General features: G+C 74.3%; 21 protein-coding genes, 1 tRNA gene and 2 pseudogenes. 14 read left to right on the forward strand and 10 right to left on the reverse strand.

The features are described 5' to 3' along the window. Window positions 1–51: 51 nt before the first annotated feature. Window positions 52–822: pseudogene (locus ACFYYN_RS28720) on the forward strand (DUF817 domain-containing protein); the annotation flags it as partial. Here ACFYYN_RS28720 and ACFYYN_RS28725 read toward each other — a convergent pair. Next, window positions 773–1,309 (reverse strand): NUDIX hydrolase, encoded by a 537-nt coding sequence (locus tag ACFYYN_RS28725; RefSeq protein ID WP_500548073.1) that lies wholly within the window; start codon window positions 1,307–1,309, stop codon window positions 773–775. The pseudogene ACFYYN_RS28720 and the gene ACFYYN_RS28725 overlap by 50 nt on opposite strands. A gap of 127 nt (window positions 1,310–1,436) precedes the next feature. Here ACFYYN_RS28725 and ACFYYN_RS28730 point away from each other — a divergent pair, with 127 nt between their 5' ends. The 4 genes from ACFYYN_RS28730 to ACFYYN_RS28745 all read left to right on the forward strand — a co-directional run bounded on the left by ACFYYN_RS28730 (window position 1,437) and on the right by ACFYYN_RS28745 (window position 7,198). Then, window positions 1,437–2,801, forward strand: coding sequence for a cytochrome P450 (locus ACFYYN_RS28730; RefSeq protein WP_500548074.1), 1,365 nt, complete (start codon window positions 1,437–1,439; stop codon window positions 2,799–2,801). A gap of 208 nt (window positions 2,802–3,009) precedes the next feature. Continuing rightward, entirely contained in the window at window positions 3,010–4,371 is a 1,362-nt protein-coding gene (locus ACFYYN_RS28735) for an NAD(P)/FAD-dependent oxidoreductase (protein ID WP_500328405.1), read from the forward strand. A gap of 93 nt (window positions 4,372–4,464) precedes the next feature. Continuing rightward, window positions 4,465–6,222, forward strand: a complete 1,758-nt coding sequence (locus tag ACFYYN_RS28740; protein ID WP_500548075.1) for an acyclic terpene utilization AtuA family protein — start codon at window positions 4,465–4,467, stop codon at window positions 6,220–6,222. 7 nt (window positions 6,223–6,229) lie between these two features. Beyond that, window positions 6,230–7,198, forward strand: a complete 969-nt coding sequence (locus tag ACFYYN_RS28745) for a pirin family protein (protein WP_500548076.1) — start codon at window positions 6,230–6,232, stop codon at window positions 7,196–7,198. Window positions 7,199–8,237: 1,039 nt separating this feature from the next. Here ACFYYN_RS28745 and ACFYYN_RS28750 read toward each other — a convergent pair. From ACFYYN_RS28750 to fahA, 3 genes are all read right to left on the reverse strand, one after another. Next, a complete protein-coding gene (locus ACFYYN_RS28750; protein WP_500548077.1) occupies window positions 8,238–9,716 on the reverse strand; it encodes a pyridoxal phosphate-dependent decarboxylase family protein in 1,479 nt (492 codons plus the stop codon). Further along, a complete protein-coding gene (locus ACFYYN_RS28755; protein WP_500548078.1) occupies window positions 9,706–11,130 on the reverse strand; it encodes an MFS transporter in 1,425 nt (474 codons plus the stop codon). Before ACFYYN_RS28755 ends, ACFYYN_RS28750 begins: the two co-directional genes overlap by 11 nt. A gap of 145 nt (window positions 11,131–11,275) precedes the next feature. After that, window positions 11,276–12,535, reverse strand: coding sequence for a fumarylacetoacetase (gene fahA, locus ACFYYN_RS28760; protein WP_500548079.1), 1,260 nt, complete (start codon window positions 12,533–12,535; stop codon window positions 11,276–11,278). A gap of 229 nt (window positions 12,536–12,764) precedes the next feature. Here fahA and ACFYYN_RS28765 point away from each other — a divergent pair, with 229 nt between their 5' ends. Continuing rightward, window positions 12,765–14,057, forward strand: coding sequence for a chloride channel protein (locus ACFYYN_RS28765; RefSeq protein ID WP_500548080.1), 1,293 nt, complete (start codon window positions 12,765–12,767; stop codon window positions 14,055–14,057). Window positions 14,058–14,105: 48 nt separating this feature from the next. Here the strand turns inward: ACFYYN_RS28765 and ACFYYN_RS28770 are convergent, their stop codons facing one another. Next, window positions 14,106–15,506, reverse strand: coding sequence for a DUF2252 domain-containing protein (locus ACFYYN_RS28770; protein WP_500548081.1), 1,401 nt, complete (start codon window positions 15,504–15,506; stop codon window positions 14,106–14,108). Window positions 15,507–15,765: 259 nt separating this feature from the next. On the opposite strand from ACFYYN_RS28770, the pseudogene ACFYYN_RS28775 reads away from it, so the two are divergent. From ACFYYN_RS28775 to ACFYYN_RS28785, 3 genes and pseudogenes are all read left to right on the forward strand, one after another. Further along, window positions 15,766–16,347, forward strand: a pseudogene (locus ACFYYN_RS28775) (GAP family protein). Window positions 16,348–16,408: 61 nt separating this feature from the next. Further along, window positions 16,409–17,365 (forward strand): DUF389 domain-containing protein, encoded by a 957-nt coding sequence (locus ACFYYN_RS28780; RefSeq protein ID WP_500328390.1) that lies wholly within the window; start codon window positions 16,409–16,411, stop codon window positions 17,363–17,365. A 56-nt stretch (window positions 17,366–17,421) separates the two neighbouring features. Next, window positions 17,422–17,865 carry a DUF6325 family protein gene (locus ACFYYN_RS28785; protein WP_500328388.1) on the forward strand — a complete coding sequence of 148 codons (444 nt, stop codon included), beginning with the start codon at window positions 17,422–17,424 and terminating at the stop codon, window positions 17,863–17,865. A gap of 10 nt (window positions 17,866–17,875) precedes the next feature. Here ACFYYN_RS28785 and ACFYYN_RS28790 read toward each other — a convergent pair whose 3' ends face one another. After that, window positions 17,876–18,229, reverse strand: a complete 354-nt coding sequence (locus tag ACFYYN_RS28790) for a hypothetical protein (protein ID WP_500535594.1) — start codon at window positions 18,227–18,229, stop codon at window positions 17,876–17,878. A 196-nt stretch (window positions 18,230–18,425) separates the two neighbouring features. Between ACFYYN_RS28790 and ACFYYN_RS28795 the strand changes: the two genes are divergently transcribed. Then, a complete protein-coding gene (locus ACFYYN_RS28795) occupies window positions 18,426–18,737 on the forward strand; it encodes an SHOCT domain-containing protein (protein WP_500328384.1) in 312 nt (103 codons plus the stop codon). An 82-nt stretch (window positions 18,738–18,819) separates the two neighbouring features. On the opposite strand, the gene ACFYYN_RS28800 is transcribed toward ACFYYN_RS28795, so the two are convergent. Further along, a tRNA-Leu gene (locus tag ACFYYN_RS28800) sits at window positions 18,820–18,907 on the reverse strand. 173 nt (window positions 18,908–19,080) lie between these two features. Between ACFYYN_RS28800 and ACFYYN_RS28805 the strand changes: the two genes are divergently transcribed. The 3 genes from ACFYYN_RS28805 (at window position 19,081) to ACFYYN_RS28815 (ending at window position 21,885) form a co-directional block, all read left to right on the forward strand. After that, window positions 19,081–20,409 (forward strand): M20/M25/M40 family metallo-hydrolase, encoded by a 1,329-nt coding sequence (locus tag ACFYYN_RS28805; RefSeq protein ID WP_500439832.1) that lies wholly within the window; start codon window positions 19,081–19,083, stop codon window positions 20,407–20,409. A 141-nt stretch (window positions 20,410–20,550) separates the two neighbouring features. Then, the gene (locus ACFYYN_RS28810; protein WP_018559022.1) at window positions 20,551–20,784 is read left to right on the forward strand and encodes a chaplin; all 234 of its coding nucleotides are present in this window, start codon (window positions 20,551–20,553) and stop codon (window positions 20,782–20,784) included. A 189-nt stretch (window positions 20,785–20,973) separates the two neighbouring features. Continuing rightward, window positions 20,974–21,885 (forward strand): chaplin, encoded by a 912-nt coding sequence (locus ACFYYN_RS28815; RefSeq protein ID WP_500548082.1) that lies wholly within the window; start codon window positions 20,974–20,976, stop codon window positions 21,883–21,885. A 69-nt stretch (window positions 21,886–21,954) separates the two neighbouring features. On the opposite strand, the gene ACFYYN_RS28820 is transcribed toward ACFYYN_RS28815, so the two are convergent. Next, a complete protein-coding gene (locus ACFYYN_RS28820; RefSeq protein ID WP_319133625.1) occupies window positions 21,955–22,143 on the reverse strand; it encodes a DUF5703 family protein in 189 nt (62 codons plus the stop codon). Between the two features lie 47 nt (window positions 22,144–22,190). Between ACFYYN_RS28820 and ACFYYN_RS28825 the strand changes: the two genes are divergently transcribed. Further along, entirely contained in the window at window positions 22,191–22,802 is a 612-nt protein-coding gene (locus tag ACFYYN_RS28825; RefSeq protein WP_500548083.1) for a hypothetical protein, read from the forward strand. 58 nt (window positions 22,803–22,860) lie between these two features. On the opposite strand, the gene ACFYYN_RS28830 is transcribed toward ACFYYN_RS28825, so the two are convergent. Both ACFYYN_RS28830 and ACFYYN_RS28835 read right to left on the reverse strand, forming a co-directional pair. Next, window positions 22,861–25,002: a helix-hairpin-helix domain-containing protein gene (locus tag ACFYYN_RS28830; protein WP_500548084.1), complete on the reverse strand. Its 2,142-nt coding sequence runs from the start codon at window positions 25,000–25,002 to the stop codon at window positions 22,861–22,863. Next, window positions 24,926–25,906: an aldo/keto reductase gene (locus tag ACFYYN_RS28835; protein WP_500548085.1), complete on the reverse strand. Its 981-nt coding sequence runs from the start codon at window positions 25,904–25,906 to the stop codon at window positions 24,926–24,928. The genes ACFYYN_RS28830 and ACFYYN_RS28835 overlap by 77 nt, the downstream gene beginning before the upstream one ends. Window positions 25,907–25,994: the final 88 nt, after the last annotated feature.

Here is a 25,994-nt window from a genome sequence, read left to right on the forward strand (position 1 = left end):
GCTCCGGACCCGCCCGGAACCGGGGCGGCGCCCGGCGGTGTCCCCCTCACCATGGGACCGATCGTCACTGGCGTCCGCCGGCTCGTGCTCTTCGGCTGGACGGAGGCACGCTGCTGCGCCTTCGCCGTCGCGCTGATGGCGGGCGTGGCCGGCTCGCGGCTGCTGCCGCCGCTGCCCGTCGCCCGCTACGACCTGCTGCTCTGCTACGGGGTGGCGCTCAGCGCGCTGTTCTGGGCCTGCGGCTGGGAGCGCGGCCGTGACGTCGCCGTCATCGCGGTGTGCCACGCCGTCGGGCTGCTCTTCGAACTCGTCAAGGTGCACCTGGGCTCCTGGAGCTACCCCGAACCCGCGCTCACCAAGTTCGGCGGCGTCCCGCTGTACGGGGGCTTCCTCTACGCCGCCGTCGGCAGCTACGTGTGCGCGGCCTGGCGGCTGTTCGAGCTGGGCCTGACCGGCTACCGCCGCCGCGCCATGACGATCCTGGCCGCGGCGGTCTACCTCAACTTCTTCACCCACCACTGGCTGCCGGACGCGCGGTGGCTGCTGGCCGTCCTGCTGCTCTGGACGACGGCGGGCACCTGGGTGCACTTCACGGTCGACGGGGTGCGCCTGCGGATGCCGCTGGCGCTCTCCTTCGTCCTCATCGGCTTCTTCCTCTGGGTCGCGGAGAACGCCGCCACCTACGTCGGCGCCTGGCGCTACCCCGACCAGGAGCACGGCTGGGTGCCGGTGTCCCTCGCCAAGTTCGGCGCCTGGGCGCTGCTGATCAGCGTCACCTTCGTCGTCGCCAGTCGCGCAGTCGGTGCCAGGCCTCCAGGCCGTCGGGCACCCATTCCCGCTCCGGCAGGAGGCGTTCCAGTTCCTCCTCCGTCACGAAGTCGTACCAGGCGACCTCCTCGGCCTGCGGTACGACCGGCGGATCGCAGCGCACCTCGTACACCCGGGACCACCAGGTGTGACCCGCCGCCGCCCCCGTCCCCTCGTACAGGAAGCTGAACAGCGGCGTCGGACGCGGCAGACCGCAGACCCCCAGCTCCTCCTCCGCCTCGCGCAGCGCCGCGTCGTCGTACTCCTCGCCCGCGCCCACCACACCGCCGACGAACATGTCGTGGAGGGAGGGGAAGACCAGCTTCTCCGCGGTGCGGCGGTGCACGAACACGCGCCCCTCGCCGTCCCTGGCCAGGACGAAGACGCAGCGGTGCCGCAGGCCGCGCGCGGTGGCCTCGCCGCGCGTCGCCCGGCCGACCACGCGGTCCTGCTCGTCCACGATGTCCAGCAGCTCGTCCGCCGAGCGCGGAGCGTCCGCCATGGTGCCTCCCGTCCTTCGCCGTGCCCGTGGGCCGGGTACGCGCCCCCATGATCGGCCCCGGGGCGGGTTCCGGCCAAGCTCCCCGGCCCGGGCCCCGGCGCCGTCGTACGCGCGCAGAATCGGGGTCATGACGACCGCTCACACGAAGGTGCCGGGCCCGGCGGGGGTGCCGCTGCTCGGGTCGATGTTCGACCTGCTGCGCGAGCCCCTCGACACCTACGAGCGCGCGCGGCGCGACCACGGGGACCTCGTCCGCTTCAGCGCCGGCCCACCGGGGCTGCGCGCCGAGGTGCACGCGGTGTTCTCACCCGAGGGCGCCCAGCAGGTGCTGGCGACCGAAGCGGCCGGCTTCCGCAAGGACAGCCCGTTCTACGAGGAGGTCCGGCAGTCCTTCGGTAACGGGCTCCTCACCAGCCAGGACGCCGACTACCAGCGGCAGCGCAGGCTGCTGCAGCCGCTGTTCACCCCGCGCCGCGTCGACGGCTACGCGAGCGCCGTCACCGCCGAGGCCGCCGCCCTCGTCGCCGACTGGCACCACGCGCCCGACGGCACCGTCGACGTCCTGGAGGAGATGCACGGCCTCACCCTCCGCACGATCGCCCGCGTCCTGTTCGGCGGCGCGATCGAGCCGGCCGTCGACACCGTCCGCCGCCGCATGCCGGTCGTCAACGACTACGTCCGGCGGCGCGGCTTCGCCCCGGTGCGGACCCCCCGCCACTGGCCGACCCCCGGCAACCGGAGGGCGGCGGCCGCCACCGCCGAGCTGTACGCGGTCTGCGACGCGATCATCGAGCGCCGCCGCGCGGAGGGCGGTGACGGCCAGGACCTGCTCTCCCTGCTCGCCTCGGCCCGGGACGAGGACGGACGTCCCCTCGACCCCGCCGAGATCCGCGACCAGGTGCTGATCTTCCTCCTCGCCGGCCACGAGACGACCGCCACCTCGCTCGCCTTCGCCCTGCACCTGCTCGCCCGTCACCCCGAGGCACAGGCCCGGGCCCGGGAGGAGATCGACCGCGTCCTCGGTGGACGCGTCCCGGCGGCCGCGGACCTCGACGCCCTGCCGTACCTCACGGCGGTCCTCAAGGAGGCCATGCGCCTGTACCCGGCCGCGCCCGTCATCGGCCGCCGCTCGGTCGCCGCCACCCGCGTCGGCGGCCACCTCGTCCCGGCCGGCGCGGACGTCATCGTCGTCCCCTGGGTGATCCACCGCCACCCCGGCCACTGGCCGGAGCCCGGGCGCTTCGACCCCGGCCGCTTCACCCCGCAGGCGGAGGCCACCCGCCACCGCTACGCCTGGCTCCCCTTCGGCGGCGGCCCCCGCGCCTGCATCGGCAGGCACTTCTCCCTGCTGGAGTCCGTGCTCGCCCTCGCCGTGCTGCTGCGCGGCCACGAACTCACCGCCGTCGACCACGACGTCCCCCTCGGCGCCGGCATCACCCTCCAGGCCCGCGGACCGGCCCGCTGCCGCCTCACGCCCCGCGCGGGGGTGTGACCGGCGGGCCGCCGGACCGCGCCCCGGACCCCGGGGCCGGTCCGCCGGAACCCTTCATCCGCGCACGCCCGGGCCGGTAGCGTGCCGCACGCGGGCGCCGCCGCTCCGTTCGCGCCGCGACGAGGCGTGTGCGAGCGTGGCCGGAGGCGTATCCGCACACGCCGCGGGTAGGGAAACGGGCCCCGAACGGTCCTACGGGAGGCGAGTGATGAAGCGACCCAGGATCCTGGTCGTCGGCGGCGGCTTCGCGGGCATGGAGTGCGTGCACCGGCTGGAGCGGCGGCTGACCCAGGACGAGGCCGAGATCACCCTGGTCACGCCCTGGAGCCACCAGCTCTACCTGCCCCTGCTCCCGCATGTCGCCGCCGGCGTGCTCACCCCCCAGGCGGTCGCCGTCCCGCTGCGCCGCATGGTGCACCGCAGCGAGGTCATACCCGGGCGGGCGATCGGGGTCGACCCGGCCGCCAAGGCCGTCGTCATCAAGAAGATCACCGACGAGGAGCTCGTCAGGGAGTACGACTACCTCGTGCTGGCCCCCGGAAGCGTGACCCGCACCTTCGACATCCCCGGCCTCAGCGAGTACGGCCGCGGCATGAAGACCCTGGCCGAGGCGGCGTACATCCGCGACCACGTCATCGCCCAGCTGGACCTGGCGTCCGCCACCACGGACCAGGCCGAGCGTGAGTCGCGGCTGCAGTTCGTCGTCGTCGGCGGCGGCTACGCGGGCACCGAGACGGCGGCGGTCCTGCAGCGGCTGACCACGGCGGCGGCCAAGCGCTACCCGCGCCTCGATCCGGCCCTCATCAAGTGGCACCTGATCGACATCGCGCCCCGCCTGATGCCAGAACTCGGCGAGAAGCTCGGCCTGAAGGCGCTGCAGATCGTCAGCGAGCGCGGGGTCGAGGTCTCGCTCGGCGTGTCCGTCGCCGCGGTCACCCCCGACACCGTGACCTTCACCGACGGACGCAAGCTGCCCTGCCGCACCCTCATCTGGACCGCCGGCGTCGTCTCCAGCCCCCTGGTGGCCACGCTGGGCACCGAGACCGTCAAGGGCAGGCTCGTCACCGACCCCGAGATGTGCATCCCCGGTGCCGACGGGGTCTTCGCCCTCGGTGACTCGGCCGCCGTCCCCGACCTCGACGTGGGCGGTGGCGCGGTCTGCCCGCCCACCGCCCAGCACGCCATGCGGCAGGGCAAGGCCGTCGCCGAGAACGTCGTCGCGGCACTGCGCGGCCGCCCCCTTCAGCCGTACCGGCACAAGGACCTCGGGCTCGTCGTCGACCTCGGCGGGGTCGAGGCGGTCTCCAAGCCGCTCGGCATCCCGCTCAGCGGCCTCCCCGCGCAGGTCGTCGCCCGCGGCTACCACCTCGGTGCGCTGCGCACCTTCCCCGCGCGCTTCCGTGCCGCCGCGGGCTGGTTCCTCAACGCCGTCGCCGGGGACGACTTCGTCCGCACCGGCTTCCAGGCCCGCAGGCCGGCCGCGCTGAAGGACTTCGAGGTCACCGACATCTACCTCTCGCCGGAGGAGATCCGCCGCCACGTCGAGTCGCTGCGCGCGACGGCCGCCTGACCGCCCCACACGTGCACCACCCCCACCCACATCTCGAACGCCCACATCTCGAACGCCCACATCTGAACACCGACACCGCCGACGGCGAGGGACATGACCCAGCGACGTGAGACCCTGCGCATCGCCAACTGCTCCGGCTTCTACGGCGACCGCCTGTCGGCCGCCCGCGAGATGGTCGAGGGCGGCCCGATCGACGTACTGACCGGCGACTACCTCGCCGAGCTGACGATGCTGCTGCTCTGGAAGGCCCGGCAGCGCGACCCCGAGGCCGGCTACGCCCTGTCCTTCCTGGCCCAGATGGGCGACGTCCTCGCCACCTGCCTGGACCGCGGCATCAAGATCGTCGTCAACGCGGGCGGGCTCAACCCCGCAGGTCTCGCCGGAAAACTCCGCGAACTGGCCGCTCTGGCAGGGCTGAGCCCCTCCGTCGCCCACCTGGAGGGCGACGACCTGCTCGACCGGCTGCCCGGACTCCAGCAGGAGGGCCATCCGTTCGCCCACCTGGCCACCGGACTCCCGCTCGCCGACGCGGACGTGCGCCCGCTCACCGCCAACGCCTACCTCGGCGCCTGGGGCATCACCGAGGCGCTGCGCGCCGGGGCGGACGTCGTCATCTGCGGCCGCGTCACCGACGCCTCCCTGGTGGTCGGACCCGCCGCCTGGGCCTTCGACTGGGCCACCGACGACTGGGACCGGCTCGCCGGCGCGGTCACCGCCGGGCACATCATCGAGTGCGGGGCCCAGGCCACCGGCGGCAACTACTCCTTCTTCACCGAGGTCGAACGGCCCGTGCGCCCCGGTTTCCCCCTCGCCGAGCTGCGGCCCGACGGCTCCAGCGTCATCACCAAGCACGCGGGCACCGGGGGCGCGGTCACCGTCGACACGGTCACCGCCCAGTTGCTGTACGAGATCGACCGCCCCGCCTACCTCAACCCCGACGTCGTCACCCGCTTCGACACCGTGACCCTGGAACAGGAGGGTCCCGACCGGGTCCTGGTCTCCGGCGCCCGCGGCGAACCCGCCCCCGACACCCTCAAGGTGTGCCTCAACCACCATGGCGGCTACCGCAACACGGCCACCTTCGTGCTCACCGGCCCCGACATCGAGGCCAAGGTCCGGTTCGCCGAGGCGTCCCTGCTCGACGCGACCGGCGGCCCGTCCGGCTTCGAGACGTACGACGTCCGCACCGAACCCACCGCCACCGGCGCCCGGCTCACCCTCACCGTCAAGGACCCCGACAAGGACAAGGTCGGCCGCTCCCTGTTCGGCGCCGTCGTCGGCACGGGCCTGTCCACCGCGCCCGGGCTGCACATGGAGCACTTCTCGCCCAGGCCCACCGAGTACGGCGTCCACTGGCCGGCCCTCGTCCCCGCCGCCCTCGTCCATCCCGAGGTCGTGCTGCAGGACGGCACCCGCGTCCCCGTGCCGCGCCCGCCCGTCACGTCGGTACGCGTCCCCGCGCAGCCCCCGGCCCCGCCCGCCCGGCCGGCCGAGGGCCGCACCGTGCGCGCCCCGCTGGGCCTGCTCGTCGGCGCCCGCTCCGGCGACAAGGGCGGCGACGCCAACGTCGGCCTGTGGGCCCGCGACGACGCCGCCTACGGCTGGCTGCGCGACTGGCTGGACGTCGAACGGCTGCGCGCCCTGCTCCCGGAGACCGCCAAACTCGCCGTCAGCCGCTACGAGCTGCCCAACCTGCGCGCCCTGAACTTCGTCGTCCACGGCCTGCTCGGCGACGGCGTCGCCGCCTCCACCCGCCCCGACCCGCAGGCCAAGGGGCTCGGCGAGTACCTGCGCGGGCTGGAGGCCGACATCCCCGCGGTGCTCGTACCCGGGCAGCGCCGCGAGGCATGATCGCGCCATGAGCAACCTCGACCTCCATCCCGCGCCCGCCACGTGCGGCGGGCGTGAGGACGTGTCCGCGAAGCCCGTCCACGACCTGCTCACCGGACGCCTCGTGCCGCTCGGCGAGAGCAGCGTCGTACGCCGTCTGCTGCCCAACCTCGGCCGCCGCATGGTCGGCGCCTGGTGCTTCGTCGACCACTACGGTCCCGACGACGTCGCCGACCAGCCCGGCATGCAGGTGCCCCCGCACCCGCACATCGGGCTGCAGACCGTCAGCTGGCTCCACGAGGGCGAGGTGCTGCACCGCGACACCCTCGGCAGCCTGCAGACCGTACGGCCGAGGGAACTGGGCCTGATGACCTCGGGCCGGGGCATCGCCCACTCGGAGGAGTCCCCGCGCGAGCACGCCCGCCTCCTGCACGGCGCCCAATTGTGGGTCGCCCTCCCGGACGCGGCCCGGCACCGCGAGCCCGCCTTCGAGCACCACGCCGACCTGCCGGTGCTGAACGGCGGCCAAGGGCTCACCGCCACGGTGATCCTCGGCGAGGTGGACGGCGCGGCCTCGCCCGGCACCGTGCACACGCCCCTCGTCGGCGCCGACCTCGCCCTCGCCGCGGGCACCGACGTGACGCTGCCGCTGGAGCGGGACTTCGAGTACGCGGTGCTGTCGATGTCCGGCCGGGCCGACGTCGACGGGGTGCCCGTCGAGGCCGGCTCGATGCTCTACCTGGGCTGCGGCCGCACCGGACTGCCCCTGCGCGCGGACACCGACGCGGGCCTGATGCTGCTCGGGGGCGAGCCGTTCGAGGAGAAGCTCGTCATGTGGTGGAACTTCGTCGCCCACGACGGCGAGGAGATCGCCCGTGCCCGCGAGGAGTGGAACTCCGGCAGCGCCTTCGGCACCGTGCACGGCTACGACGGCGACCGCCTCCTCGCCCCGGAGCTCCCCGCGACCCCCCTCAAGCCCCGCGGCCGCGAACGCTGACCGCCGCGCGGCCAGCCGGTTCCGTCTGCGCGGCGGTGGCCGCCTCGACCGCCTTGGAGGGACCGGCGACGGGTCAGCGCTGGGCCGACCGCATGCACTGCGTCCATTGGGGTCTCCCTGGCCGGTTGCATGGGCCGCGCGGAGGCGTGCGGTCGCGTGAACTCGCCAGCCAGGGCAGGCCTCCTGGGCGGCGTCCGGATTCTCGAGGTCCGCGCGCGGGGGCGGCGGACGCCCGCTGGGCGCTGACCGGCCGTGAGGGCCCGCGGCCGCCGACGCGTGTGCGCTTCGCGAACTCGCTCACCGTCTCGGCGTCCTGGAGTGCCCTGCTCGCCGGTCCCCCGCTCGCTGCGGCGGGCGTACTCCGGGTACTGACCGGCCGCGAGGGGCCCGCGGTCCTCTGCGGCGCCGTCGCGGCCTCCGCGGAGGCGCTGCGCCGCGCCGTCGCCGTGTGCGGTTCCAAGGGTCCCCCCGAGGCATGCGCGAACTCGCCCACCGGGCCGGTCTCCTGGGCGCGCCCGGTTCGCGGTGGCGTCGCCGCGCCGACAGGGACGTGCCGACCTTGCGGACTGCGCGGCTGTGGCCGCCTCGACCCTCGTGGAGGGCCGGTGCTCCCGCGCAGGGCGCGGGCGCGTCGTGCCGCTCCGTCGCGGAGACCTGAGGCCCCTGGCGTCCCCCTCGCGATCGGTGCGGCCGTGGTACTGCGCCGCACGGCCGGCCCGGCGGGCTCCGTGGGTCCCGCCGAGGCGTGCGTGTCACGCGAACGCGCCTGCCGCGCGGCCTTCCGGGACGGCTCCCCGCCGCGGCGCGGGGCGGGGGTGCCTCCTGGCATTTCCCGGGCACGGGGCCCGAGACGCCGGGCGGCGGTTCGCCGCGTGGCGGGTCCGGCCGACTCGGAGGACCCTGCGGACGCGTACGCGCCGCGCGAACTCGCCCACCGCCCGGCCTTCCCAGGCGCCGTCCGGGCCGTCACGTCCGCGAGGCGCCGGGGGTCCCGTGCCGCCCGGCGGACCGGGCCGTCCGCCGGCAAGCGCCCGCGCCGTCAGACGCGGAAGACCGCCCCGACGAACTCCGTCAGCAACCGTTCCTTGAGCGGTACGGGCAGTACGTCGAGCAGCGCCAGTACCGGGGCCATGCGGCGTGGCAGCCCGGTGCCGTCGCCCATGCCGGCGAAGGCCAGTACCGCCTCCACCTCCTCCGGCCCGAGGGTGGCCGGGTCGAGTTCCGCAGCGAACTGCGCGACCGCCGGGTCCACCGTCACCGGGTCCAGGGCGCGGGCCGCCTTCAACGCCGCGTCCAGGTCGGTGAGGAGCGCGTCCACCAGACCCGCCGCCGCGGGGGTCAGGGTCAGGTGCAGATTGGGCGGCAGCCCGTCGAAGGACAGTTGCGGCTGCAGGTACCAGCCGCGTTCGCGCATCTCGTCGGCGAGGTGGAGCAGCAGGCTCAGGTCCGGCGTGCCGTCGGCGCCGAGCAGCGTGAACGCGACGAGCCCGGCCTGGGGATCGCCCAGCACCCGCACGCCCTCGACGGCGCGCAGCCCCGGCAGCAGCCGGTCGGCGGCCGCGGCGGTGCGCTCGGCAAGCGCGCGGTAGCCGTCCTCGCCGATGTGCCGCTGCACGGCCCACGCCTGGGCCAGCAGCCCGGCCGACTTGGTGCCCTGCACGGTGGGGTTGACCACGGGGTAGCCCGGCCAGCCCGCGTGCGCGAAGTACTGGTGGCGGCGCAGTTCGGCGTCCCGGTAGAGCACCACGGAGGCGCCCTTGTCGGCGTAGCCGTACTTGTGCAGGTCCACCGAGAGCGAGGTCACCCCGGGCACCGACAGGTCGAAGGCCGGCACGTCCCGCCCGGCGCGCCGCAGGTAGGGCAGCAGCCAGCCGCCGATGCACGCGTCGACGTGGCAGAGCACGCCGCGGCCGGCCGCCGCGGCGGCGATCTCCGCGACCGGGTCGACCACTCCGTGGGCGTACGAGGGCGCCGAGGCCACCACCAGCGCCGTGCGGTCGGTGATCGCGGCCGCCACGGCCGCCGCGTCGGCCCGCAGCGTGTCCCGGTCCACCGGCACCACCACGGTCTCCAGACCGAGGTAGGCGGCGGCCTTGTGGAAGGCGGCGTGCGCGGTGGAGGGCAGGACCAGCTGCGGCGCGGTCACCGCGCGCACCGCGCGGGCGTGGTCCCGGGCGGTCTTCACGGCCAGAAGGATCGACTCGGTGCCGCCGCTGGTGAAGGTGCCCTGGGCGCCGGGCGTGCCCAGCAGGGCCACGGCGGCGGCGATCAGGTCGTTCTCCAGCCGGGCGACGCTGGGGAAGACCGTCATGTCCAGCCCGTTGACGGTGGCGAACGCCGCGTACGCCGAGGCGGCCAGCTCGTCCACGCCGGACAGCCCGGAGTCGTAGACGTACGCGAAGGTGCGGCCGCCGCGGGTGGGGGCGTCGTCCGCGCACAGCTCACGCAGCTGCGCCAGCACCTCGCCGGCGGGGCGGCCCTGGGGGAGGGCGGGGGAGGGAACGGGCTCAGTGGGCATGGTCGTCGGTGTCCTCGGGCGGGTCGGTGCGGTCGGGGGTCTGCGGGGCCGGGCCGGAGTCCACGGGGTCGTCCCGGTAGCGGTGGAGCAGCCACAGGCTCGCGGCGGCGAGCACCGCGGGCAGCACGCTCATGCCGGCGGTGATGCCGGTCAGGGCCGAGTCCGGCTGGTCGACGTGGTGCGCGGCGTCCGAGGAACGGAACCCGCTCACCGCCAGCACCAGCGCGAAGGCCCCGGCGCCCAGCGCGAACGCCAGCGTCTCGGCGGCCGTCCACAGCCCGGTGAAGGTGGCCGCCCTGCGCCGCCCGGTGCGGACCGCGTCCGCGGCCAGGGTGTCGGCGAGCATCGTCAGCGGCAGCAACTGCAGCCCCGCGTAGGCGATCCCGACGGCGGCGACCGCCGGGTAGCCGAGCCCCGGCCCCGCGTACGGGGTCAGGGCCAGCAGGGCGGCACCGGCCACGAAGAGCAGCGAGGCGCACCACTGCGCGTACGTCACGCCGCGCACCCGGGCCAGCCGGTTCCACAACGGCATCACCAGCACCAGCGGGCCGATCATGCAGACGAACAGCGGGGTGACGGCCCCCGCCGAGCCCAGGGTGTACGTGGCGAAGTACTGGACCCCGGCCAGCATGATCCCCACGGCGAGCGCCTGCAGCGTCCACATGCCCACCAGGAACAGGAACGGCCGGTTGTCGCGGGCCGCCGCCAACTGTGCCCACAGCGAAGCCTCCGACTCGCTGCGGGCGACCGACGGCGCGTGCCGGGTGAAGCGCCAGGCGCCGAGCATCCCCACCAGCAGAAGGACCGCCACGACCGCCCCCATCAGCCGGTAGCTCGCGGGCGTGTCGCCGTATCCGTGGGCGACCGCGGGGGCCAGCGCGCCCGACAACAGGATCGCCACCCCGAGGAACGCCACGCGCCAGCCCAGCACCCGGGCGCGCTCGCCGGCGTCGTCCGTCATCTCGGCGGGCATGGTCACGTACGGCACCTGGAAGACGGCGTAGGCGGTGGCGGCCAGCAGGAAGAGCACCGCCACGTAGCCCGCGGCGGCGGCCCCGCGCAGCGGCGGCGCCGCGAAGACCAGCGCGAACAGCGGCGGCAGCGTGAGCGCCCCGGCCAGCAGGAACGGCCGCCGGGAGCCGCCCTGGAGCCGGCTGCGGTCGGCGGCCGCGCCCACCAGGGGGTTGACCAGCACGTCCCACGCCTTGGGGAGGAAGACGGCCGCGCCCGCCACGGCCGCCGGGACGGCCAGCACATTGGTGAGGTAGTAGAGCAGGATCAGGCCCGGCACCGTGCCGAAGGTGCCGGTGCCCAGCGATCCCAGGCCGTAGCCGATCCGCACCTGCCGGGGCAGCGGCGGGGCGGACGCTCGGCCGGCGTCCTCGGCGGGTGCGGAGGGCAGCGTCTCGGACATGGCTCCCCTGCGGGTCCGGGTCGACTCGGGGCGGCGTACGTGACGGCGTGGCGTACGCGACGGCGCGGCGTGCCGTGGCCGGACGCCGCGCCGTCAGGCGTAGGAGATCACGCCGACCCGGGACTCGGACAGACCCCTGAACAGGTCAGTTCACGAAAAGGGCCGGTCCCGCCACCACCCGGCCCGCGACCTCGCCGAAGCCGATCCGGGTGCCGTCCGGCCCCGGGGCGGTCGCCGAGATGACGAGCTCGTCGCCGTCCTCCAGGAACGTCCGCTTCGTGCCGTCCGTCAGCACCAGCGGCTCCTCGCCGTTCCACGTCAGCTCGATCAGCGCGCCCCGCTGCTCGCGCCGCGGGCCGCTGATGGTCCCCGAGGCGAAGAGGTCGCCCGCCCGCAACGAGGCGCCGTTCACGGTCATGTGGGTGAGCATCTGGGCGTACGTCCAGTACATGGTGGAGAACGGCGGACGGGAGACGACCTCGCCCCGCAGCCGGACCTCCACGGCGATGTCGAGCCCGCGCGGCGGCGTCCCCGTGCCCGGGTCGTCCAGGTACGGCAGCGTCCCCACGTCGTGCGGCGGCGGGGCGACGCGCGCCGCCGACAGCGCGTCGAGGGGGACGACCCACGGGGAGACGGAGGTCGCGAACGACTTCCCGAGGAACGGGCCGAGCGGCACGGTCTCCCAGGCCTGGATGTCGCGGGCGGACCAGTCGTTGAGCAGGCAGACCCCGAAGACGTGCTCCTCGGCCGCCGCCAGCGGCACCGGCTCGCCCTGCACGGTCGGGCCGCCGACGACGAAGCCGAGCTCGGCCTCGAAGTCCAGCCGTTCGCACGGCCCGAAGGACGGGGCGGACAGGGCGGCGCCCCTGCGCTGCCCGTTCGGCCGGACCACCGGCGTCCCCGACACGACGATCGTGCCGCTGCGGCCGTGGTAACCGATGGGCAGGTGCTTCCAGTTGGGCGGCAGCGGCTCCCCGTCCGGGCGGAAGATCCGGCCGACGTTCGTGGCGTGGTGCTCCGAGGCGTAGAAGTCGACGTAGTCCGCGACGTCGAACGCGAGGTGGAGCGTGACGGAGCCGCGCGGCAGCAGGTGCGGCTCGACGGCCGCCCGGTGGGCCTCGTCGGTCAGCCAGGCGGTGACCAGCGACCGCACCGCCGTCCAGGCCGAACGTCCGGCCGCCAGCAACGGGTTGAGCGTCGGTGCCGTCAGCAGCCCGGCCTCCGGCCCGGCCGTTCCCGCTCCGGCGGCCCGCGCGGCGGCGCCCGCGTCGAGCACGTGGTCTCCGATGGCGACGCCGATCCGGCGTTCCTGCGGACGGTCCGCGGTGGTGAACACCCCGTACGGCAGATTGTGGACGCCGAAGGGGGAGTCGTCCGGCACGGCGACCCAGGTGGGGGCGGCCATGGCACCTCCAGATACGTCGGGGCCGCGCTTCCTCGCGCGGTCGGCTCACCCTAACGTCCAGCGTGGCCTTCGCCGCCGTGCGGCCCCGCGTCGGTAGTCTCGCCGGACATCACCCGTTCCGCCCCATTCGCGAACGAGGAGGACGACGATCAGCCCTCCCGGGAACCAGCCCCAGGAAGCCGACCAGCTGCGCGAACTGCTACGCCGGCCGGCGTACCGCAGGACGCTCGTGTTCTCCGCGGTGATCGGCATCCCGGTGTCTTTCCTGGCCTTCTGGTTCCTCGTCGCCCTCCACGAACTCGAGCGGCTGCTGTGGGAGGTGCTGCCCGGGCACCTCGGCCTGCAGTCGCCCCCGTGGTGGTGGCCGCTGCCGCTGCTCACCCTGGCCGGTGCGGTCGTGGGCCTGGTCGTCACCCGCATGCCGGGCCGCGGCGGCCACGTCCCGGCCGGCGGCCTGCACACCGGCGGGATGGCCACCTCCGCCCTGCCCGGCGTGGTCCTCGCCGCCCTGGCGGGCCTGCCGCTGGGCGCGGTGCTCGGGCCCGAGGCCCCGCTCATCGCCTTCGGCGGCGCACTGGCGCTGCTCTTCCGCGACATGGTCCGCTCGCCGGCGACCCCGCAGACCAACGCGCTGGTCGGCGCGGCCGGTTCCGCGGCGGCGATCGCCACGATCTTCGGCAACCCGGTGGTGGCCGCGGTGCTCCTGATGGAGGTGGCCGGGGTCGGCGGGTCCCAGCTGTTCGCCGTGATGCTGCCGGCCCTGCTCGCCAGCGGCGTGGGCGACATCGTGTTCACCGGCTTCGGCCGCTGGACGGGACTGAAGACCACCCACCTCGACATCGGCCTGCCCCGCCCGCCCACCCTCGACGCGGGCGACGTGGCGTGGGGCGTGCTGCTCGCCTTGGCGGTCGGAGTGGCCGTGCACCTGATCCTCACCGGCGGCAAGGCCGCCGCGGTGTTCGTTTCCCGCCGGCCGCTGCCGCACACCGTGCTCTGCGCACTCGCCGCCGGCGTGTGCGCCGCCATGTACGCGCTGGTCACGGGCCGCACACCGGAGGAGGTCGCCTCCTCCGGGCAGGCGGCGCTGGCGCAGATGGCCGCCGACCCGCACGCCTGGCCGGCCGGCGCCCTGGTCGCGGTGCTGCTGTGCAAGGGCGTCGGCTACGCGCTGTGCCTGGGCAGCCTGCGCGGCGGCCCGATCTTCCCCTCGCTCTTCCTCGGCGGCGCCGCCGGGCTGCTGGCCGCCCCGCTGCCGGGTTTCGGGGTCGTCCCGGCGATGGCGGCGGGCATGGCGGCCGCGGGTGCCGCCGCGATGCGCCTGCCGGTGAGCAGCGTGGTGCTCGTGGTGCTCCTGCTCGGCAACACCGCATCGGTGCCGGTCGTGGTGCTGGCGGTGGTGGTCGCCTTCGTGGCGGCCGAACTGCTGCCGCAGGGCCCGGACATCCCGCCCCTGCCGCCGCTCGGCGGCGGGCGGCCGCCCGCGTCCGGCACGGCATCACGGCCCGCGTCGTCGCGCCCCTGAGGAGCGCCGGGTACGCGAACCCCCGGCGGGCGTCGCCATGGTGCCGGTTCAGGTGGCCTCCGCCCGGACGCGTCCGGTGCGGACGGCGTCCACGAGTGCCCGGTGGTCCCGTTCGTTCTGGTCCGCGTACGCCTCGGCGAACCCGGCGACGGCCCGGTCGAAGACGTCGGAACCCCCCAGGTACGCGGCGATCGCGATCCGGTCCCCGGACCGCGCGTGCGCCCGGGCCAGCGTGGCGCCGCACACCTCCCCGAACAGCGTCATCGTCCTGGGCACCAGGCTCTCGGCCACCACGATGCCCTTCCAGTCGCGCAACTGCCGTACGTAGAAGTCGCGCTGCCGCCCGTCGATGCCGTGGAGGCGTTCCCAGCCGAGGAAGATGTCGCTGGTCGCCTGCATCAGGCGCTGCCCGGCGACCACCCGCTCGCCCTGCGTACGGTGCGGGCCGGCCCCCGCGTACGGGGCCAGGACCGACTCCTCGGCCTCCTTCGCCTGCAGGAACAGCGGATCCTCGTCGTCCTTGCCCAGCAGGAGCAGGATCCAGCAGCGGGTCCCCACACTGCCCACCCCGACGACCTTGCGCGCGCAGTCGGCGAGCCGGTACTGCTCCAGCAGGAAGCGGCGGTCGGGCTGCAGGGAGTGGCCGTAGCGCTCGACCAGCCGGGAGATCTCCTTCTCCAGGGCGGCGCGGGCGTCGCCGTCGAGCAGGTCGCGCAGCGGCATCAGCAGCGGGGGATCGGGGGCGATCAGGCGCCTGCCGTCGATCACCCGGGTCAGCTTGTCGAAGACCTGCAGCGTGTCGTGGGCCCGCGCCCGGGCCCGGGCACGCTCCCAGCGCACCACGTCCTCGCCGCCCATCATCGGGGCGAACTGCTGCTGCAACCGGTCCGCCTCGAAACGGGTGTACCAGACCTGCAGGTTGCCCATCCCGGCGAAGCCGCGCATCCGCCGCCGGTACGCCCCCACCGCCGCCCGCACCACCCCCGCGCGCTCGGCCGCCGAGAAGCCGTTGGCACGGCCCGCGATGACCAGACTGGCGGCCAGGCGCTTGACGTCCCACTCCCAGGGGCCCGGCAGGGTCTCGTCGAAGTCGTTGATGTCGAACATCAGCCGCCGCTCCGGCGAGGCCAGCAGCCGGAAGTTGAGCAGGTGCGCGTCACCGCACAACTGGGCCCGCAGGCCCGAGCGGGGCGTGTGCGCGAGGTCCCCGGCCATGACCGCGGCCGCCCCGCGGTAGAAACGGAACGGCGACTCGGCCATGCGGCCGTAGCGGATCGGCACGAGCTCCGGCACACGCCGCGCCGACTGCCCCTCCACGACGTCCACCGGATCGGCCCGGTCCGCCGCGGGGGCGTACTCCGCGTGGGCGGAGCGGGGGGTCCTCTTGCGGGCCGCCTTGCCGCGCGCGGCCCGCTCCCCGGGCGAACTCCACCGGGCGTCCACGGTCATCGCGGTCACCGTCCTCCGGGCCGCACGGACCTCGCCGGGAATGCGTGGGTGCGCCGGCCCCCTCAAACGTAAGCCCGGCCCATGGGCCCGGCGAGCCGGACCCGGGGCCGCGGAGTTGTGCCCCTGGGCGACCCCGGTGACCATGGCCCCATGGACGCGGCCGGCCACCTTCCGGGGCCCCCGGCCCCCGGCGGGGGCGGCGATGGTCCTTGACCTCGTCCTGATCGGGCTGGCCGTCACCCTGTTCCCGTTCCCGCTGATGGCGTTCGTGCTGGTGCTGAGCACCCGCGGCGGGGCGTGGAAGGGACTGGCCTTCATCGTTGCCTGGCTGGCCTGCCTGGTCGCGGTCGTCGCGGCGGTGCTGCTGCTGACCCAGGGCGAGCCCCCGGAGCCGAAGTCCTCGGCCTCGACGGCCGCCCTCGCCGGCAAACTCGCCGTCGGCCTGGTGGGCTACGCCGAGCACCGCAGGCGCCGCGCGGCGCGCCCTCACCGGCCGTCCCGGATGACGAGCCGCCTGGAGCGCGTCTCCGCCTGGTCGTCCGCGGGCCTCGCGGTGCTGCTCCAGCCGTGAGGACTGGTCGCGGCGGGCGCCGCGACCGTCGTCGAGGCCGACCTGTCCCACCTCGAGTCCTACCTGGCGCTCATGGCGTACTGCCTGATCGCCAGCTCCACCCTGCTGACGATGGAGGTCTACACCCTCGTCGCCCCGGACTCCGCCCGCGTCCGGCTGCGCGTCCTGCGCACCTGGCTCGACGGCCACCAGGACCAGGCGATCATCGGGCTGTGCCTGGTCATCGGGCTGGTCCTGGTCGCCAAGAGCCTCTACCAGCTCACCGCCTGAGCCTGCCCCCGCTGCGCCGCGCCGAGTTGCCGCCCCCGCCGGTCGCGGGCGTAATGCAGGGGTGGACATGATCCATGTCCGTGCGGTGAGCCCGCCGGACCTCACGGACCGGGCGCTGACCGCGCTCGGTGCCGATCCCTGCGTGCTCAACCTCGTCCTGCTGCGCGGCGGCGCCCGCCACCCGGACGGCGACGCCATCGAGTGCGACGTGCTGACCGGCGCAGCCAACACCGTCCTGCGCGGGCTGCGCGAACTCGGGATCGACCGCCGTGGATCGCTCGTCCTCGACCCCGTCGACGTCGTCCTCTCCGACACCGCCGAGCGGGCCGGAGCGGCCTCCCCCGGCGCACGGCTGCGCACCCCGGTGTGGGACCAGGTCGAGGCCCGCATCCGGGCCGAGGGCCGCTACCCGCCCAGCTTCCACCTGCTGCTGGTCATCGCCGGGATCATCGGCGCGGTCGGCATCATCAGCAACTCGCAGATCCTCATCGTGGCCGCGATGGTCGTCGGACCCGAGTACGGGGCCATCACCAGCGTCGCCCTCGGCATCGACCGCCACGACCGCGCCCGGGTCCGGGAGGGGCTCCGGGCCCTGCTCGTGGGCTTCGCGCTGGCCATCGCCGCCACGCTGCTCTTCGCCCTGCTCGTACGGGCCTTCGACCTGCAGCCGGAGGCCTTCCGGCTGGGGGTGCGGCCGGTCGCCCACCTGATCAACACCCCCAACTTCTTCTCCCTCGTGGTGGCCGTGCTCGCCGGGATCGTCGGCATCGTCTCCCTCACCGAGGCCCGCACCAGCGCCCTGCTCGGCGTCTTCATCTCCGTGACGACCATCCCGGCCGGCGCCGACCTCGGCGTCTCGCTCGCCTTCGCCTCCTGGGACGAGGCGCGGGGCTCCCTGTTCCAGCTGCTGCTCAACGTCGTCGTGCTGATCCTCGTCGGCACCGGGACCCTCAGGTGCCAGCGCGCCATCTGGCGCCGCATCAGCGCCGGGGCGGCGGCCCGGGCCGAGGTGCGATGACCCCCTCCCGGTGGTCCAATGGCACGGGGGATGGCGCGGGGGAAGGGAGCAGTGCCGTGAGCGACGCGATCGACGAGATGGGCCCCATCGACTACGTGGTGATCGAATTCCCCGGCAACCGCATGACCGGGGAGGCCTTCCCGCTCCTGCTCGACCTCGTGGACCGCGGGCTCGTCCGCATCCTCGACCTGACCTTCGTCCGCAAGGACCTGGACGGGAGCGTCGCCGGCCTGGAGATCGCCGACCTCACCGCCGCGGGACTCGGCGAGCTCGAGGTCTTCCAGGGCGCCTCCTCCGGCCTGCTCGGCGCGGACGACCTCGCGGACGCCGCCGCCGTCCTCGAACCGGGCAGCTCCGCCGCCGTCCTGGTCTACGAGAACCTGTGGGCCGCGCCCCTCGCCGTCGCGATCCGCCGGGGCGGGGGCAGGCTCGTGGCCGGCGGCCGGATCCCCGTCCAGGCCGTGCTCGCCTCCCTGGACGCCGCGGAGTCCGGCCCCTGATGACCCCTGGTCAGGCGTTCCCGCCGACCACGGTGAAACTCATCCACGGCTCCGCGTCGGGGATGCCCGGGTTGCTGGTCTTCGTCGCCAGGTAGGTGCTCTCCGTGCCTTCGAGGTTCTTGCAGCCGGGACCGGTGTGCAGGACCACGTCGTTGAGCGTGTTGTTCACGATCGACCTGGCACCCGTGGGCGGCAACTGGTGGCAGCCGTCCACCGACGGATTGTCCAGCTGCACCACCTTGTTGTCGGGGGTGGTGTACACCACCGTGCCCACCGCTTGGGAGTCCAGTCCGGAGCAGCCCGCGGCGCCGAGCAGAAGGAACAGGGCGCCGGCGCGGATGCCGTGCCGCCGGAGATCTGCCATGGTGAGCGTCCTCGTCTGTGCGGAGAGCGGTGCCAAGGCCACGCTGCCCCGAAAGCGCCCACGCTGTCATGCCGGGCACGCCCAGTCGGCCGAATCGTCCTCCCCCTGGTGGTGACGGCGGACCAGGTGCCGGCGTGCGGCCCGCCCGGCGCGGTGGTCGAATGGAGGTCCAGGAGCCACCGGAAGGGACGGCACCATGCCCGGTCTACTGCGTGGAGCGGTACGTACGGCCGTCGTCGCGGGCACGGCCACCGCGGTGTCGCAGCGGGTGGCGCGACGGCAGCAGGGCCGGTGGGCGGAGCAGGGCTACGGACAGGCGGCGGTCCAGGAGCCCACGGTCCCCGCCCCGCCGCCCGCGGCCGCCCCGCCTCCGCCACCCCCGCCCGCCCCGGGGGGCGACATGGCGGGGAAGCTGGAGCAGCTCAAGCAGCTCGGCGAACTGAAGGAGCAGGGAATCCTCACCGAGGAGGAGTTCCGGACGCAGAAACGCGCCGTCCTCGGCGGCTGACGGCGCGGCCCGCCGGAAGCGCCACAGACGCCTGTGGGCGGCACCACCGGTCTCCCGGTGGTGCCGCCCACAGCCGTCTACGTGGTGTCCGAGGGGGGACTTGAACCCCCACGCCCGATAAAGGGCACTAGCACCTCAAGCTAGCGCGTCTGCCATTCCGCCACCCGGACAAGGTGTTCGCCGCCCGGCACTCGGCCCGGCGACGTGGAAAACAATAGCAAACATCCGGAGGTCCCCGATCACGCGCTTCCCGTGACGGGAGCGTGACGGCCGACCCGGGGCCCTCGCGGGCCGCGGAGGGCGCGGGGGAGGATGGCCGTGACCGACGAACGAAGGAGACAGCGTGAGTGAGTCGAACTCGGCCGCCCGTACGACCACCGGAGAGGACGAGGTCGTCGACCTCTGCCGGGACCTCATCCGGATCGACACCAGCAACTACGGCGACCACTCCGGGCCGGGTGAGCGGGCCGCCGCCGAGTACGTGGCGGAGAAGCTCGCCGAGGTCGGCCTGGAGCCGCAGATCTTCGAGTCGCACAAGGGGCGGGCCTCCACCGTCGCCCGCATCGCCGGCGAGGACCCCTCCCGCCCGGCCCTGCTGATCCACGGCCACACCGACGTCGTGCCCGCGAACGCGGACGACTGGACCCACCACCCCTTCTCCGGCGAGATCGCCGACGGGTGCGTGTGGGGACGCGGTGCGGTCGACATGAAGGACATGGACGCGATGACCCTGGCCGTCGTGCGCGACATGCTGCGCAGCGGTCGCCGTCCGCCCCGGGACATCGTGCTGGCCTTCCTCGCCGACGAGGAGGCGGGCGGCGTCTACGGGGCGCGGCACCTGGTCGACCGCCACCCCGGGCTCTTCGAGGGCGTGACCGAGGCCATCGGCGAGGTGGGCGGCTTCTCCTTCACCGTCAACGAGGACGTGCGCCTGTACCTGATCGAGACCGCCCAGAAGGGCATGCACTGGATGCGGCTGACCGTGGACGGCACCGCCGGCCACGGGTCCATGACCAACACCGACAACGCCATCACCGAGCTCTGCGAGGCGGTCGGCCGGCTCGGCCGGCACGAGTTCCCGGTGCGGGTGACCAAGTCCGTGCGCGGATTCCTGGACGAGCTGGGCGACGCCCTCGGTACCGAGCTCGACCCGGAGGACATGGAGACCACGCTCGCCAAGCTCGGCGGCATCGCCAAGATCATCGGGGCCACGCTGCGCAACACCGCGGCCCCCACGATGCTGGGCGCCGGCTACAAGGTGAACGTCATCCCCGGCCAGGCCACCGCGCACGTCGACGGGCGCTTCCTGCCCGGGTACGAGGAGGAGTTCCTGGCCGACGTCGACCGGATCCTCGGCCCCCGGGTCAAGCGCGAGGACGTCCACTCCGACAAGGCGCTGGAGACCAGCTTCGACGGCGCCCTGGTCGACGCCATGCAGGCGGCGCTGAAGGCCGAGGACCCGATCGCCCGCGCGGTGCCGTACTGCCTGTCCGGCGGGACCGACGCCAAGTCCTTCGACGACCTGGGGATCCGCTGCTTCGGATTCGCCCCGCTGCAGCTGCCGCCGGAGCTCGATTTCGCCGGAATGTTCCATGGCGTGGACGAGCGGGTACCGGTCGACGGACTGAAGTTCGGCGTCCGTGTTCTCGACCGGTTCCTTGCGAACTGCTGAAACGACGCTCGCATTATCGACATTTCTTGCCGCTTAGCCGAAAAGAGTGAATGAATCCCGGCGGCAGTAGCGCGCCTTCTTCCGAGTCGTTGGTTCGTGTGCGGTCCGAGGTCGGGGCCGTTTTGCCAACAAGGAGGAAAAATGATCAAGAAGGTCGTCGCTGCTGCCGCTGTCACCGGAGGGCTCGTGGCTGCGGGTGCCGGCGTGGCCGTCGCCGACTCCGGCGCTCAGGCCGCCGCTGTCGGTTCCCCGGGGGTCCTCTCCGGCAATGTGATCCAGGTGCCCGTCAACATCCCGGTCAACCTGTGCGGCAACACGATCAACATCGTGGGGCTGCTGAACCCGGCCCTGGGCAACGCCTGCTTCAACAACTGACGTCGCGGCGGGCCGCATCGTTGCAGGCCTGATCCCGGCGGCCCCGGATGCGCCATCTCCGCGTTCCGGTGCCGCCGCACCGGCTAGGGGTGGGACACCGGTTTTCCGGCCCCGGGGGGTCATTCATTCCCCCGGCGGGCGATTGTCCGCCGGTTTCCGTATCGGAAAAGCAAGAGGCAGGGACATTCAATGCGACAAGTCGCGAAAAAGGGGCTGCTCACCGCAGTCGCGACAGGCGGCGTGCTCGCCGTCACCGGCGGTATGGCCTACGCGGACTCCCACGCGTCCGGGGTCGCCGCCGGCTCTCCGGGCGTTCTGTCCGGCAACACCATCCAGGCGCCGGTGAACATTCCGATCAACGCCTGTGGCAATACCGTCAACGTCGTCGGGCTCCTCAACTCGGCGGCGGGCAACACCTGCGTCAACGGCTCCATCGACCAGGGCAAGGGCCATGGCTACGGCCAGGGCAAGGGCTACGGGAAGAAGGAGAGCGGGGGCTACGGCAAGAAGGACAGCGGCAGCTACCGCGACAAGGACGGCGGCAAGGGCCACGGCGGCGGCAAGGGCTACGGCCAGGGCGGCAGCAAGGGTTACGGCGGCGGCAAGGGCTACGGCAAGGGCCACAGCGGTGACGACGGCTACGGCTACGGTCACGGTGGCGGCGCCTCGGCGCGCGCCGCAGCGGTCGGCTCCCCGGGCGTCCTGTCCGGCAACGTGATCCAGGCGCCGATCAACATCCCGGTCAACGTCTGCGGCAACACGATCGACGCCATCGGGATCCTGAACCCGGCGACGGGCAACGCCTGCGTCAACAACGGTGGCTACCACCACGGCGGCAAGGGCAAGGGTCACCACCACAAGCCCGGGCACCACGGCAACCGCCACAAGCCGGGCAAGGAGAACAACGGTGGTGGCAACGGCAACGGCAACGGCGGCGGTGGCAACGGCGGCGGCAACCAGCCGCAGTCCATGGGCCACGGCGGCGGTCCGTCCCTGGCCCGCACCGGTGCCGGCGACATCGCCACGGGCCTGCTGACCAGCGCCGGTCTCCTGCTGGGCGGCGCGGTGCTCTTCCGCCGCGCCCGCGCGGTCAGGAACTGAGCCTTCCGGTCTCACCCCTTCGAGCGGGGCCCCGCGGTTCGCGGGGCCCCGTTCGGCGTGCCGGCGACCTCACCAGGTGGCGCGTATCTGCCGGATGATCCGGCGGCGCAGCCGCACCCTGCGGCTGCCGTCCGGGTAGAGGCGGAGCCGGTCGAGCTCCCAGTGACCGTACTCGGCGTGGTCGGTCAGCAGGCGATGAGCCTCCTTGCGGGAGACTCCCCGTGGCACGTACACATCTCTGAATTCGTATTCAGGCATCGCATCTATTGTGCGGGGAGCGCCTCGGTACGGATAGCGTCTTCTGCATGTCTGATGCCGCGCAGCCCACCGTTGCCGAGGTACGAGCCGCCGTCGAGGCGGTGAAAGCCGCGCTGGACCGCCACCTGGACGCGATCGAGAACCGCACCGGGGAGGACGATCCCGCGGTCTACCAGGCCTTCGAGGGCCTCGCCTCGGCCGCCGAGGCCTACGACGAGCTGCTCTACGACACCTACGACGAGGTCACCCCCTTCGAGGTGCCGCTCGGGGACACCCTCCCCGACTACTCCGGCCCCGGTGAACCGGGCGCGATCAGCGTCCTGATCCGCCGTGACTACACCGTGGCCGACCCGCAGCGGCTGCGCAGGCAGGCGGAAGGGGTCTCCGCAACCGCCGCGGCCGAGGGCGGGGACATCGGCGCGGCGGTGGGTGCCCTCTTCGGGGAGTACGAGCCCGACGAGATCGCCGAACGCCACAAGGAGTTCGGCCTGGAGGAGGGCGACTCCACGCTCTGGGTCACCGCGGCGGAGCCCGCCGAGCCGGGCGAGTGGCTCGCCGCGCCCTTCGACCATGCGGACCCGCGGCATCTGCTCTTCCGCCTCGACGTCAGCGCGGTCTACGACGACGCCGACGCGGACGAGCTCGACCGGCTGGCCTGACCGGGCGCGGGCGCGGTTCCCGCGGGCCCGGGGGAGCCGCCCGGGCCCGTGCGGCGGATCACTCCGCCGCGGCGGCGGCCGCCTGCTCGCGCAGGATGTCCCGCAGGCGAGTCGTCCGGTCCCGGGCGGGAACCTCCGCCACCGCGTGGGGGAGTGCCTGGTCGACGCCCTGCACCACGGACAGATGGCGCTCCCCGCGGCTGAAGGCGGTGTAGATCCAGGCCCGGGTCAGGGCCGGGGTGGCGTCCCCCGGCAGGACGACGACGGCAGCTTGCCAGCGGCGGCCCGCCGCCTGGTGCGCCGTGACCGCCCAGCCGTGCCGCACCTGGGCGGTCACCGCGTCGGGCGCGACCACCACGGGCGTCCCCCCGCAGTCGAGCCGCAGCCCCTCCGTGTCGGCGGAGACGACGGTGCCCGGAACGGCCGTCCCGGGGGCCGGGGCGTGCACGATCCGGTCGCCCGGGTCGAAGCCGCCGAAGCGGCCGGGCCCGGGGTTGAGACGCTCCTTGAGCGCGGCGTTGAGCGCCCGGGTGCCGGCGGCACCGCCGTGGCCCGGGGTGATCACCTGGGTCTGCTCCGGGGGCACGCCGATGGCCCGGGGCACGGAGTCCGCGACGAGCTGGACCGTGCGGTGCACGGCCTCGCCGGCGTCCCGCACCGGGACGATCACGACCTCCTTCCCGGGGGCGTCGACGGTGGCCAGCTCGCCGAAGCCGATCCCGGAGACCAGCTCGCCGATGGGGCCGGGGTCGGGCGTGCGCGAGGCGACCTGAGGGCACACCTTCGCCGCCAGCAGGTCGGAGAAGACCCGGCCGGGGCCCGCGGACCACAGCACCGCCGGGTCCCCGGAGAGCACCAGGCGCGCCCCGTCGGGCACGGATTCCACCAGGGTCGCGGCCGTCTCCACGTCGAGCTGGGGCGCGTCCAGCACCGCCAGCAGGTCCAGCGCCAGCGCGCCGTCCTCGTCCCGGCCGGGGCCCTCGTGGCCCGCCAGCAGCCCGGCGAGGGTGGCGGTCGCCTCCGCGTCCACGGAGCCGGCCAGCCGCCGCCTGCCGTCCTCGGTGGCCGCGACGGCCCAGGCCCGCAGCCCCAGCGACCGGGCGGCCGCGACCAGCGCCGCCGGTTCCGCGCGGGCCGCCTCCGCGCCGGTGTGGGCGACCAGCCCGCTCCCGGCGACCGCCCGGACCAGCGCCGCGGCGGACGGGGACGGGGCCGCCGCGGCCGCGCCCTCCCAGTCCTGCGACTCGTCCGCGTCGAAGGTGTTGAGGAGCCTGCTCAGGCCGTCCGCGAGGCTCTCCTCGGCGAGCGCGTAGCGGTCCAGGCCGAGGAGCAGCCGCACCGGCGCCTCCTCGTCCTCCTCGTCGGCCGCCGGACGGGCGCCGGCGCTCTCGTCCGGCACGTGGAAGACCAGCACCAGGCCGTCGGCGACGGCGGCCTTCAGGGTCTCCTCGGCGTCGGTGACCCCGTTCTGCCCGAGCGCCGCACCGAGCGTGGCCCACTCGAGCGCGGTGTGACCCCGCTCGGCGGCCCGTTCCAGCAGCCAGACGACCAGCGCGCGCACCCGCCGCCCGTCGTCGGGGCCGCCCTCGCCGCCGAGCAGCGCCTTGGCGAAGCCGTCGGCCTGGTCCACCCGGACCCCGGCGAGCGCCAGCACCTGCCACGGGTCCTCGCGCAACGTCTCCCCGGCCCGCTCGCCCAGCGCCGCCACGGCGGCCTCGGCGAGGCTCTCCGGTGCCCCGCCCGCCGCGAGCACCGTCCGTGCGGCCGCCACGGCGTCCCCGCTGAGCTGCGCGGGCAGCACGGGCCGTGCCACCGGGACCGGCGCCGGGGCGGGGGAGGGCGCGGCCGCGGGCGGCGACGCCGCGGGACGTGCGGGCCCGCCGCTCCTCACGGGCGCCGCGGGGCGCTCGCCGCGTTCGATCGCCCGCACCGCCGCGGCCAGGTCCGTGAGTTCGGCGGGGAGCTGCGCACCGACGCCCTCGGTCGAGGGCCGGGGCCGCCGGGGAGCCGCGGTCTCCTCGCCGGCGGCGCCCTCGGGCTCGGCGCGGTCCTCGCGGTCGTGGTCGTCGCGGTCCTCGGTCACGATGGCCTCCGTTGTACGGCGGACTACGGTCGGGGCCCGATCACAGCGTGCTCCAGTCGTGGTCCGGATAGCGGTGCACCGGCGCAGAGACGTCGTCCAGCGCCTGGCAGATCTCATCCGGAAGACTAAGGGTCTCCACTGACAACGCCGCAGCGAGCTGCTGGGCGTTGCGCGCACCGACGATCGGCGCGGTGACGCCGGGACGGTCCCGCACCCAGGCGAGCGCCACCTGCAGCGGGCTGGCGGCCAGCCCGTCGGCCGCTATGGCCAGCGCGTCCACGATGAGCCGGGCCGTCTCGTCCAGGTAGGGGGCGACGAAGGGGGCCATGTCCTCGGAGCCGCCGCGGGAGTCCTGCGGGGTCCCGTGCCGGTACTTGCCCGTCAGCACCCCGCGTCCGAGCGGCGAGGACGGCAGCAGCCCCACCCCCAGGTCCAGCGCGGCGGGCAGCACCTCGCGCTCGATGCCGCGCTGCAGCAGCGAGTACTCCATCTGCGTGCTGGCCAGCGGTGTGCGCGTCGGCACGGCCTGCTGCCAGGTGGCCGCCTTGGCCAGCTGCCAGCCGCAGAAGTTGGACACGCCGACGTAGCGGGCACGGCCGGAGCTCACGGCCAGGTCGAGGGCCTGCAGCGTCTCGTCCAGCGGGGTGGTCGCGTCGTACGCGTGCACCTGCCACAGGTCGACGTGGTCCGTGCCGAGCCGCTGCAGGGAGGCGTCCAGGGCGGCGAGCAGGTGGCCGCGCGAGGCGTCGAAGCGGCGGTAGGGGTCGGGCACGCTGCCGGCCTTGGTGGCGATCACCAGGTCCGAGCGCGGCACCAGGTCCTCGACCAGCCGGCCGAGGAGGTACTCGGCGCCGCCGTCCCCGTAGACGTCGGCGGTGTCCACGAGCGTGCCCCCGGCCTCCCAGAAGGTCTTGAGCTGGTCGGCGGCGTCGAGTTCACCGGTGTCGCGCCCCCAGGTCAGCGTGCCGAGCCCGAGCCGGGACACGCGCAGTCCCGTACGGCCGAGGTGCCTTTGCTCCATGAGGGGTGAGATTACTGTGCGTCCGGGACCTTTGGGCAGGAGTGACGTACCCGACAGGCGCCGGCGCGCGCCCGGAGCGATAAGGTCC

This window comes from Streptomyces sp. NPDC001902, assembly GCF_042891295.1.
Classification (GTDB): domain Bacteria; phylum Actinomycetota; class Actinomycetes; order Streptomycetales; family Streptomycetaceae; genus Actinacidiphila.

What these genes read in the sequence shown, in the direction of transcription:
- ACFYYN_RS28725 (WP_500548073.1), bottom strand. Translation starts at nt 1,309, where the DNA reads ATGGCGGACGCTCCGCGCTCGGCGGACGAGCTGCTGGACATCGTGGAC.
- ACFYYN_RS28730 (WP_500548074.1), top strand. Translation starts at nt 1,437, where the DNA reads ATGACGACCGCTCACACGAAGGTGCCGGGCCCGGCGGGGGTGCCGCTG.
- ACFYYN_RS28735 (WP_500328405.1), top strand. Translation starts at nt 3,010, where the DNA reads ATGAAGCGACCCAGGATCCTGGTCGTCGGCGGCGGCTTCGCGGGCATG.
- ACFYYN_RS28740 (WP_500548075.1), top strand. Translation starts at nt 4,465, where the DNA reads ATGACCCAGCGACGTGAGACCCTGCGCATCGCCAACTGCTCCGGCTTC.
- ACFYYN_RS28745 (WP_500548076.1), top strand. Translation starts at nt 6,230, where the DNA reads ATGAGCAACCTCGACCTCCATCCCGCGCCCGCCACGTGCGGCGGGCGT.
- ACFYYN_RS28750 (WP_500548077.1), bottom strand. Translation starts at nt 9,716, where the DNA reads ATGCCCACTGAGCCCGTTCCCTCCCCCGCCCTCCCCCAGGGCCGCCCC.
- ACFYYN_RS28755 (WP_500548078.1), bottom strand. Translation starts at nt 11,130, where the DNA reads ATGTCCGAGACGCTGCCCTCCGCACCCGCCGAGGACGCCGGCCGAGCG.
- fahA (WP_500548079.1), bottom strand. Translation starts at nt 12,535, where the DNA reads ATGGCCGCCCCCACCTGGGTCGCCGTGCCGGACGACTCCCCCTTCGGC.
- ACFYYN_RS28770 (WP_500548081.1), bottom strand. Translation starts at nt 15,506, where the DNA reads ATGACCGTGGACGCCCGGTGGAGTTCGCCCGGGGAGCGGGCCGCGCGC.
- ACFYYN_RS28790 (WP_500535594.1), bottom strand. Translation starts at nt 18,229, where the DNA reads ATGGCAGATCTCCGGCGGCACGGCATCCGCGCCGGCGCCCTGTTCCTT.
- ACFYYN_RS28795 (WP_500328384.1), top strand. Translation starts at nt 18,426, where the DNA reads ATGCCCGGTCTACTGCGTGGAGCGGTACGTACGGCCGTCGTCGCGGGC.
- ACFYYN_RS28810 (WP_018559022.1), top strand. Translation starts at nt 20,551, where the DNA reads ATGATCAAGAAGGTCGTCGCTGCTGCCGCTGTCACCGGAGGGCTCGTG.
- ACFYYN_RS28815 (WP_500548082.1), top strand. Translation starts at nt 20,974, where the DNA reads ATGCGACAAGTCGCGAAAAAGGGGCTGCTCACCGCAGTCGCGACAGGC.
- ACFYYN_RS28820 (WP_319133625.1), bottom strand. Translation starts at nt 22,143, where the DNA reads ATGCCTGAATACGAATTCAGAGATGTGTACGTGCCACGGGGAGTCTCC.
- ACFYYN_RS28825 (WP_500548083.1), top strand. Translation starts at nt 22,191, where the DNA reads ATGTCTGATGCCGCGCAGCCCACCGTTGCCGAGGTACGAGCCGCCGTC.
- ACFYYN_RS28830 (WP_500548084.1), bottom strand. Translation starts at nt 25,002, where the DNA reads ATGAGATCTGCCAGGCGCTGGACGACGTCTCTGCGCCGGTGCACCGCT.
- ACFYYN_RS28835 (WP_500548085.1), bottom strand. Translation starts at nt 25,906, where the DNA reads ATGGAGCAAAGGCACCTCGGCCGTACGGGACTGCGCGTGTCCCGGCTC.